Below are 9537 nucleotides of genomic sequence, written 5' to 3'. Positions count from 1 at the left end.
GCTCCCTTTACTTCGCGAGCATTCCGAGGGCGGACGTTGCCAGTCCCATGCCCTGTGCCGCAGTGTTGGTGTAGATTGGCTTGGTGCTTGTGCCAGTGGTGCTGTTGTATCCGCCGCCAGTGAGGATGTTGGCTTCGTTCAGCAGTCCGGTCCAAACGGCGTTCTGCTGGGCGTTCCACTTGTTGATGTCATCCTGCAAGAACGCACCCTGGCGTGCCTGATCTGCCTGACCCACACCCAATAGCGCCTGCGCATCGGCATAGTCGTTCTGGCGAAGCGCACCGGCCATACCGGCTGCCTGCAACTGCTGAGCAGCCTGCGCGTTCTGCGCACTGGTCTGGCCGTTGGCGGCATTCAACTGCAAGTTGGCGTTGTTGAGTTGGTTGGTGAAGTCCTGATTGGCCAAGTTTGCACCAGTGTTCATCGCGTTCACGCGATTGGTGGTGTCGTACTTGTACAGGTCGCTGAGCGAGTTCAGGTAGTTGAGGTTGTTGCTCTGCTGCAACGCGCTCTGGTTGCCCAACTGGTTGGCCGCATTCAGATACAAGCCACTGGTGGCGTTGCTGAGGTTGCCTGCGTTCAGTAGGGCATTGTTGTTGGTGGTCTGCTGCTGAGCATCAATGTTCGCAACGTTGTTGCTTGCCGAGATCATGTTCTTGGCAACACTGTCCGCAGTGCTGCCCATGCCCGTGATCGCCGCAAGGCGCTGGCTCTGCTGGGTGTTGTCGATGTTGGCCGCGTTCTGGTTGGCCGCGATGGCGTTCTTGGTGGCGCTGTCCACGGTGCTACCCAGGCCAGTGATCGCCGCCAGTCGCTGAGCCTGCTGCGAGTTGCTGGTGCTGCTGAGGCTATTGAGCGAGTTCTGAAGGTTGCTCACATCGCTGTTGTACAGTGCACCGATTGCGTTCTGTGCGTTCAACTGGTTGCTGCGCTCGTTCGCGTAGTTGGCGCTCATCATGTTGCCGGCGTTGGTGGCCATGGCATTTGCTGTGGTCTTCTCCGCGCTGTTGCGGGCACTGGCGTAAGCGTTGCTGCCCAAGCGACCAGCCGCTGCCATGGTGCTGTCGATGCCAGGAGCGATGCTGTTGTTGAACTGGTCAACAGTGCTCTGGTTGGCGTTCTTGATCGCCTGATCGATGTAGGGGTTGCTGTTGAGGTAGTCGCCGTTGGCGGTGCTCTTCAACATTTGCGAAGCGGGGTTGTTGTTGCCCGCGAGGTACTGGCTGAGAGCAGTCTGGCCACCCATCGCCGCGTTGGTGTAGCCAGACTGACTGCCGAACAGGAACGAGGCGGGGTTGAAGCCCGCTGTCTGCGACAAGGCATTTGCCTGCGCGCCAGCACTATTAGTGTAGCCGGTCTGGCTAGCGTAGGCGGCCTGAGCCGGGTTGCTGCTGGCATTGGCCGCGGCCTGCTGAGCCAGTCCCATACCGGCATTCGTGCCGGTGAGGCCGTTCTGCATGAGGGCATTACCAGCATCATTATTGATGGTGCCTGCGGCGGCTGCGGTAGCGCCTACTCCGGGGTTCTGCCACTGCGCACCCTGGGTGAGCGCGCTCGTGCCGAGGAAGCCGTTCATGAGGCCGCCGTTGGCCACGCTGTTCACCATGCCCGTGTAGGGGTTGGCAGTGGGGTTTAGCCCCTGCTGCAAGCCCTGATAGGTGTTGGTAGGCGTGGGGCTGTAGGCCGCCCCGGTGAGCACGTTGTTGGTGGCGTTGCTGGCATTGCCGAGGAGTGGCGAACCCGCTCGGGCAGTAGCCTCCATGCTCGCATAAGCGTCCTGGGTGGGCTTGCTCCAATCGATAACCGTGCTGCCAGCATACGGCGCGGGAGCACCACTCTTACGAGCGGCATCAGCACCAGCGTACACGTCGAGCAAGTAAGGCTGCGCGCCGTACCAGGGTTCAGTCTTTTGGGTGGTAGTTGTAGTTTCGGTCTTTGGACTGCTTCCCATTGGCTCTCACAATCTCTTAATCAAATTTGTTGTGGAGTAGGAGTATCCAAGCGTGCGCAATTCACGCTCCCAGCCCCTGCGACCACTAAGGACAATTGAAGTGCAGCCCTGAGAGCGTGCCCAATCTTCAACAACGGGTCCCGCTACGTGCTCGATCTCGCGGAGATCGCCACCAGCGAGGAAGATAAACAGCGTCCGCGTGTGCTCGTTGGCATCGATCTGCGTGACACCGGCAGCGTTTTCAGTGCGCCACAACTGGTAGTCACCCTTGAGCAATCCGCGCAGCAGCGTGTCTTCGTTAATTCTGCCATCGCCATGCGCCAGAGCGGCAAGCAACCAGTCGCGGCAGTGGGTGTATTGGGTGACGATGGAGGCAAGATCAGTGCTGCAAAACTGTACGCTCAAACCGCCACCATGTATCTGAATGTTCTATCCGCTTGTGCGAGATTGCGATGCGTGACGGTGAAAGTGCCAGCGCCGTAAGCGCTCACGTAGCAAGCACCGCTGGCCATCTCTGCCGCTGCTGTTGCCGTCTTGGCGCAGAGGCTAACTGCTGCATCAAAGCCAGCCTGCGCCACTGTCACCACAGTCTGCGTGGTGTTGACGGCCAGTGTGAATTCGCCCTTGACGTTTGTCTTACGCTCAAGGCGATTGCACTGGTCAATCACCTGCTTAACTGTTCCATCCGCACGAGTACTCATGCGTTTATTTATCTGAGACCAGTGGGAACCGCGTCGATTTCCACGCCCATTGCCTGGGTCCAGTTGCCTGCCAGCGTGATCCTGTATCGGTGGTAGCGAGCGTCACTGCGCAGGGGGCACCAGCCGTTGACGTTGATGGGGCTGGCCGTGCCGTAGTTGGTGTTCTGCTGCGGCGTTGTCTTGCCGCTCACCTGCACGCTCACATCGCCAACGCCATGCACCTTGGGGCTGGCAGCGCGCACGAGAGCCCTGTCGCCCTTCACGCCTTGCATGACCTGCTGCAGCATCTGCCCGGTGGGATACTCGCCAGTCTCGATGGTGGCGGGCATGTTGGCCCCACTGAACGAGTAGATCACACCGGCCTCATCCATGGCCGCCAAGAAGGCTCGACCACCACTCCACACGGAACTGTCCAGAGATGCAGGCACAGCGTTGAGGCTGCCGTACTTGTCGAGCGCTGCCAATGTAATGGGAAGGCTGAGGCTGTTGAAGAGGAAGGTGACCTTGCTGTTGGCCGTGCTCCACGCGCCAGTGTCGTAGTTGAACACTAGCATTTGATCGGGCTTGAGATCGAAACTGTCCACGCTGGCGTACATCCAGATCACCAGTTTGTTGAGCGGATCAATGCTCACGGTCATACGGTCAAAGCCAGTCTGGTTGGCGTTGGCCTTGAACCACGCATCCACCTTGCCCTTGCCGATGGGGTTGAGTTTGTCGTCTTGCAGCATGTAGAAGCCGTCTTCTCCGTAGAAGAAGATTTTGCCGTCAGCAGCGATAACGCTCTGCGGGATGGCACAGCCCTTGTTCTGATAGATTGTTTTGAACTCGAAGATCGCTGGCGAACCCACGTACACCATTTTGACGATCTGGCTTTTCAGCAGCACAGTGCCTTCTTCACCGCCGATCACTGCCTGAACCGGGCCACCGCCTAGGATGTCCTGAAAGTCCGCCTGCGTGGTGGCGCTGAAATTCCAATCGAACGGGTTGCCGATGGCGCTCCAACGCACACGGTATGGAACTGCACCATCGAAGGCATCGAAGGTGTTGCCCACCAGAACGAAGTCGCGCAGCGTGGTGAGGTAACGGGCTTTCACCAGGGTGGTGAGGTCGCCGAATTTTGTGCCCTTGGTGGCGTCGATGTACTGGGGGTTGTCGCTGTAGTTGGTAGCCACCACGAGGCCGTAAGCCTCCGTGAAGCGCCATCCCTCGATGTCAGCGGTGGTGTACCCAGCAGCCCTGCTGATGTCGGCCCAGTTGCTTGTGCCGGGGTCCTGCGTGAACAGGTTGCGCTGGGTGGCCGTGTAAACGTGAGCGTTCTTGAGATTGTCCAGCAGCGAGATAGCCGCGTAGGGGCGGCCGGGCAGGCTGGTGGGCGCATACTGCGCGGCACTGGGAAACGGCTTGTAGAACTGCCCGCTGCCGGGGATCACGTTCTGAGCGCGAGTGACACCGGGGTTGTTGAGTGGGGGCTGGTCAGGCAGCCATTCCGCGAATGGCACATTGAGGCTCATGCGAACCTCCGGCTCTGTAGGGTGCTGCCGCTGAACGAGCCCTTGGCGTGATCCGCAGTGAGGTTGGCCAGTGCGGTGGCCAGCAGCGTGCCGTAGGAGGTCTGCTTGTCCGCATCCTGCGCCCAGATGGCGTACTCAAGCAGCACGCCGTAGAGGTACACATCGGGGAAGGCAGACAGCAGCCAGTTGGTCTGGTTGGCATCCGTGAGGGCAGGAACCCTGCTGTAGTAGACGAGCGCAACCGTGGTGTCCTTGGCCGGTCGGCTCTGCAACCGAACGGTGTTGCCCACGATGGCATACTGGTTGGTGCAGCCGGGATCGGCATTGAGCGCGTCGATGCTGGCCAGCCTCAGAGGCTCGTGGTTCACTTTTAGTGAGCGGCCTTCTTTGAAGTCGGCTGGCAGCGGGAACGAGGCTGAACTCGCTGCAACCGCAATCTCCACGTACTTTTCAGATAGGCGGTGCTTGACCACACTGGCGAACTTGGTTTCGGCCAGAGCAATCAGCACGTTGAGGGGCAGGTCACCGCGAGTGGTGTAGTCGGCAACAGCGCTCTTGAGTTCGTTTACGTTCGCCAGCGCCATCGTTACACCCTCAAGTTGTTGGTGCGGATGTGCTGTAGGCTGCTGTCATTCAACTTGCGGGCAAATGCTGCCTCGTCGTCTAGAATGCCCTGCTTGTGCCAATCCCAGTACATTGCATTAGGAATGCTTGCCACCTGCACCATGTCGCCCAGGGCGCTTGTATTACTGAAGTCTACCTGCTTGCGCTTGTTGGCATCGAGCAGTGCGTCAACCTTGTATTCGGTCACGAAGTACATGTAGTCGCCCTCATGGACGATCCACACTCGGTGATCCTCGTTCTCTTCCCAGAGTTGTTTCCTTGTCACGAGCGAACCTCGGAATATGTATCAAATAAAAATGGGGAGAGCCTGAGTGGCTCTCCCCTGCCCAACTAGTTATTAGGGCTGAACGTCGGCAATCTTGGCGTTTCCGAGTTCGTTCTTGCTCTCCAAGGTCCACTCGGCGAGCAGTGCAACGCGATCAGCGTCGCTGGTCTTGGCCAACTTCTCAGTGGTGAAGTTGCGGGCAACAGCCACCGCCCACAGAGCCGGATCGAATAGGATCACGGTGCTGCTGCGCATGTAGCGGTGAGGGATGATCTCGTGACGACCGAAGTCGCTCACGTACACGTCCACACCTGCGGTGAGTTCCTGGGTCTTGCTGAGGGTGTACTTGGTAGCACCACCAGTGAAGCCCGAGATGGCCTGCTTGAGAGAGGGGCCAACGATCACCTTCTTGACGTCACCGCCGTTCTTCCATGCCTTCTGGATGGTGTCCTTGAACATGCTCTCAGTGAGGGTGCGAGCAGTACCGTCGGTGGGAGCAGCAACAGTGCCGCCGTTGAAGCCAGGGGTTGCACCGCCTGTACCAGCGCTCACGTTGGTGGCAATCCAACTCTCCATGCCTGCGCTGCGACGAGCAACACCTGCACCACCAGCATTGCTGGCGCTGTTGCCAACGATGGCAGCCTCAATGTCCTTGCGCAGTTCAACACCGGCCTTGCCAACCTGACGGCCGAACTCGTTGTTGCTGCCCACGGTCTTGACGGCCTGGAGAGTGCCGCTGACGTTGATCACCTTGGTGCTGATCTGGGTGTAGTTGCCCAGACGAACAGGCGAGGTCAGCGCGCTGTCAACGAAGTCTGCGCCTTCTGCGGCTGCGTTTGCAGCGTTGGGGGCGTTGAGGGTTTCAGTGAAGAACTCGTGACGGGTGTTGGTTGCCTTAGTCTTGGCAATCATGCTGTACACCGGGGTCTCTTCCGGTGTGATGTTGTTGATGACGTTGCCGATGTCTTCAGCAATGTGAACCTGGGTATTGGTAACGAGAGTGGCCATTGTCTGGCTCCTTATTATTGGGCTTTCTGATCTTGTGTCAGAATAGCCTGCCTAGGATGCTTGCAGCATCATCGATGCTGCCGGTTCGTTTGAGACGCGCCATCTGATCCTTTTGACTGGTGCTTGCGAGCGTGGCTTTGCTGGTTGTCACACCGGGCTTTGCCAGCGGAGGCTTGTTCGCTACGGCCTGGATGGTTTTGGGCTCCTGTGCCCGCATGCGACGATAGCGCATTGCATCGTACATGAGGCTGAATAGCCTTGCGTCAGTCACGCTCTGCAACAGTTCTTCGGGCAATCCCACCTCGTTAGTGGCGAAATTGACCAATTCTGCGCTGGCCTTGCTGACCTTGCCATCTTCGGTTCGGGCAAACTCTGGGTGCATGTGCACCAAGTTGTTGTATGCCTCTGCCTGTGCCTGAGCCACCGCTGCCTGCTTTTGCTGGGCAACGTTCTGCTCATGCTGTGCTCGCAACTGCTGAACCTGTCTCAGGTCAGTGATGCGCTTGTTCCACTGTTCCCTCTCGACTGCATACTGAGCCGGGTTGTCCTCGGCCAACTGCATCCAATTGGGTTCCTGTGGGAAGTGGTCCACCAAGTTCTGCTCGATACGAGCAAGATGATTGGTGTACTGCGCAGTGAGTTCGTTTCGAACCTGACTTTCGGCTTGCTGGCGCTGTGTGGCCAGTTCCTGGGTCTTGCGCGTGTAGTCCGACTGGCGAAGGTAGCCGCTCTTGAGGTCTTTGACCTTAACGCGCTCTCCATTCAACTCAACCTCAGCGTCTTCACTAATAGTGGAGGGCTGGGCTGCCTCGGGCTCTGCATCCCCTTCCGGCTGCTCTTCCACATGGGTATCCGTTTCCGGGTGTACCTCTGTGGCGTCTGCATCCTCGTGGGATGGTACTTCAGCCTCAACGGCCGTTTCAGCATCCGCAGCCTCGTCGTTACCGAAAAGTGCTGTGATCTGGCTTGCTGCATCTTCCATCGAAAGACTTGCAGTTCCCTGTTCGGGAGTATTGCTGTCGCTCATCGATTTCCTCGATTGTTGTTTGTTTGTTTATTTAGTTGCCCAGCCCCAAAAAGCCCTGCTTGCGGTCTAGAGCCAGTTTGTCCAGGGCTCGCTTGTCGATTTCGCCACTGGCGATGGTGCGGCCCACAAACTCGTCCACCTTCTTGAGCAAGCCCAGCATGAGGTAGATGCGCTCGCGCGTGGCTGTGTCACCCGCCGCTGTCTTGGGAAACGCATCCATCAGTGCCTCACGAACTTTCTCCCAAGGCTCACGGTAGATGGGGTCTTCAAAATACTGCTTGTAAACTTCCGCCCTACGAATGCTGTCGTCCATGAGTACTCCTTACTGGGGGTTGGGGATCTGAGGCTGAGCGTTCTGCTTGGTGATGATCTGTAGGCCCTTGAGTTGTGTTTCAGCGCCCACCTCCTGCCTCCGCAGTTCTAGTTCCTGCTCGGCCTTGTAGCGCTCAAGTTCCATGTGCGCCTGAAACTTCTCACGTTCCAACTGGATTTCAGCCTGCATCTTTTCGCGATCCAATTGCAACTGAGCCTGAGCGCGCTGTATGTCGGCTTGCATCTTGGCCTGCTCTGCCTGTGCCTTGGGATCGGGCTTGTCCGGGGGCTGGGCTGCACCCGGTGGCATCTTGGCTGGGTCGTTCCAGAAGCGCTCGGCGTTCTTGAAGCCCGAGTTCTCCGCGATCAGCGCCAGGGTGTTGTAGATTTTGCCCATGTCCGTGATGGGCGCGCCCTGCTGCATGGCGGTCATCTGCTGGCTGAGGATGTTGCTCAGCGCAGCCAATTTCTGGGGCTTGTCGGTGATGCCGAAGGTGATGTTGGCCTTGATGTCGAGGTCGGGGTTCCACTGGTCAGTGCCATAGGGAACCCAGTTGCCGCGCAGTTTCACCGTGAGGGCCTGCGTGTGCTCCATGTTCGCTACGAGCAGGCTGGTCACCATGCGGAACAGGTAGCGGTAGCCGGTCTCTGCAAACAGGCGAGCGATCATCTCCAAGCGCAACTGGCTCATGGTCTGGCGCTGGCTGCTGGCGGTGGCTGTAGTGTTCTGCAACTGGCTGGGGTCCACGCCCATGAGGTTGGGACCCACACCCATGCGGTGCTCCACGCTCTGGTTGATCTGGTCGATCATGCCGAACGCCTGACCGCCCACGAACGGGGTAGTGGCGTAACTGAGAGCGTCCTTGTCCTTGACCCTGATGATGCTGTCGGGACCGCTGTTGAGCAGGTCGTCGATGTTGACGCCTTCCACGTCCGCGATGCGCTGCGGGCGTAGCACCTGGGTGAGGTTGTCGTTGATGCCTCGCATGAACATGCTCTTGAGGCGCTGATCCTTGCCCACCAGATCGCCCGTGCTCATGCCGTTGAGCGTGTTGGGCATCATGTAGGGAACGAAGGCCGCAAACGGGGCCAGTTCCACCTCTTCATGGCCCAGCAGCACAGCGCCACCGGCTGGCGTTCCACCAATCGTGAGGCGCAGCAGTTCGCGCACACCATCGCCGTTGGCATCGAGACGCATGAAAATCTCGTAGAGGTCCACTTCCGCCTCAACGTCGTTGGTTCCGTCGCTGAACCCCTGATCCCTGTTGCGTTCGAGGGCATAACTGCTGTGGTCGCCGCCACTGGCTGGGATGCGCGTGACCTTGGCAGCGTCGTAGCCCATCTCCACCAGTTCAGCGCGCGGCAGAGTGCGCTTGAAGCCCTGTAGCGCAGCGTCAATGCCGCCGGTCTGGTAGTCGAACTGAGCGTCCCTGCTGACGAAGAAGTCTTCCGGGGGCAGGCAGCGGATGCGCACGCCTGCATCGAGGTAACTCTTGCGCACCTTGAGGTCGCGCATGTCCATGCCTGGAATGTGCTCCATGCCGGGGATGGCATAGGGCTCACCTGCCTCTAGGATTTCGTGATCCTCGCTGTTCTCCAACTCCACCGCGTGATGGTCGGGAACGCCCTCAAGCACCTGGGCTGGCTTCCAGCGCTTGTCCTTGTAGAACTCCGCTGTGACCACGCCGAGGCCGCCGATGAGGCCGTTCTTGAGCCAGTCGTGCAGCACCTTGGCGTTGCTGTTGCCCTGGGTGAGCACATAGTTGACCACATCCGTCTGCTGCTCGGCCAAGGGCTCATCTTCCGGGCCGGTGGGGGAGAACTGAACAACGCGATCCTGGCTGTCGAACAGGCTCATCAGCGTGGCCAGCGTCCATTCCACACTCACGAACACATCGTCCGTCACGTAGCGGCTGCGGCCAACGATCTGCTCGTCGCCGGCAAAAGCGTCGCGATTGTACAGTTCCAGACCATTCAGTCGCTTGGTCTCTAGAACGCCCTGCGTGTAATTGGAGGTGTGCGGGAAAGCAGTGCTCACACGGGCAAGAATGTCGCTTTCGCTCAGAGGCTTTGGTGCACTATCCTTTGGCGTTGTAGCCTTGTTGTCTTCCTCTTCCATCAATGCCTTTCATGTGCGG

The 9537-nt window shown here is 58.8% G+C and carries 10 protein-coding genes; all 10 read right to left on the bottom strand.

Annotated features, from left to right (window positions below; translation table 11 throughout):
* Window positions 1-7: 7 nt before the first annotated feature.
* The 10 genes from AAHF99_RS02700 to AAHF99_RS02655 all read right to left on the bottom strand — a co-directional run bounded on the left by AAHF99_RS02700 (window position 8) and on the right by AAHF99_RS02655 (window position 9518).
* Complete coding sequence (locus tag AAHF99_RS02700) at window positions 8-1876, bottom strand: hypothetical protein (protein ID WP_342162555.1); 1869 nt, start codon at window positions 1874-1876, stop codon at window positions 8-10.
* Between the two features lie 81 nt (window positions 1877-1957).
* Window positions 1958-2356, bottom strand: a complete 399-nt coding sequence (locus AAHF99_RS02695; protein WP_342162554.1) for a hypothetical protein — start codon at window positions 2354-2356, stop codon at window positions 1958-1960.
* Window positions 2353-2652 (bottom strand): hypothetical protein, encoded by a 300-nt coding sequence (locus AAHF99_RS02690; RefSeq protein ID WP_342162553.1) that lies wholly within the window; start codon window positions 2650-2652, stop codon window positions 2353-2355. Before AAHF99_RS02690 ends, AAHF99_RS02695 begins: the two co-directional genes overlap by 4 nt.
* 8 nt (window positions 2653-2660) lie before the next feature.
* Window positions 2661-4163 carry a hypothetical protein gene (locus tag AAHF99_RS02685; protein WP_342162552.1) on the bottom strand — a complete coding sequence of 501 codons (1503 nt, stop codon included), beginning with the start codon at window positions 4161-4163 and terminating at the stop codon, window positions 2661-2663.
* A complete protein-coding gene (locus tag AAHF99_RS02680; protein ID WP_342162551.1) occupies window positions 4160-4747 on the bottom strand; it encodes a phage adaptor protein in 588 nt (195 codons plus the stop codon). The genes AAHF99_RS02685 and AAHF99_RS02680 overlap by 4 nt, the downstream gene beginning before the upstream one ends.
* A gap of 2 nt (window positions 4748-4749) precedes the next feature.
* Window positions 4750-4983: a hypothetical protein gene (locus AAHF99_RS02675; RefSeq protein ID WP_342162550.1), complete on the bottom strand. Its 234-nt coding sequence runs from the start codon at window positions 4981-4983 to the stop codon at window positions 4750-4752.
* 141 nt (window positions 4984-5124) lie between these two features.
* A complete protein-coding gene (locus AAHF99_RS02670; protein WP_342162549.1) occupies window positions 5125-6060 on the bottom strand; it encodes a DUF5309 domain-containing protein in 936 nt (311 codons plus the stop codon).
* 37 nt (window positions 6061-6097) lie between these two features.
* Window positions 6098-7087: a hypothetical protein gene (locus tag AAHF99_RS02665; protein WP_342162548.1), complete on the bottom strand. Its 990-nt coding sequence runs from the start codon at window positions 7085-7087 to the stop codon at window positions 6098-6100.
* A gap of 31 nt (window positions 7088-7118) precedes the next feature.
* A complete protein-coding gene (locus tag AAHF99_RS02660) occupies window positions 7119-7400 on the bottom strand; it encodes a hypothetical protein (protein WP_342162547.1) in 282 nt (93 codons plus the stop codon).
* A 9-nt stretch (window positions 7401-7409) separates the two neighbouring features.
* The gene (locus tag AAHF99_RS02655) at window positions 7410-9518 is read right to left on the bottom strand and encodes a portal protein (RefSeq protein ID WP_342162546.1); all 2109 of its coding nucleotides are present in this window, start codon (window positions 9516-9518) and stop codon (window positions 7410-7412) included.
* Between the last annotated feature and the right edge of the window lie 19 nt (window positions 9519-9537).

Origin of the sequence: Methylobacterium litchii (assembly GCF_038442315.1) — a bacterium.
GTDB lineage: Bacteria > Pseudomonadota > Alphaproteobacteria > Rhizobiales > Beijerinckiaceae > Methylobacterium > Methylobacterium litchii.
The sequence above is the reverse complement of the archived record's forward strand: the minus strand, read 5'-3'. Positions and strand labels throughout refer to the sequence as shown.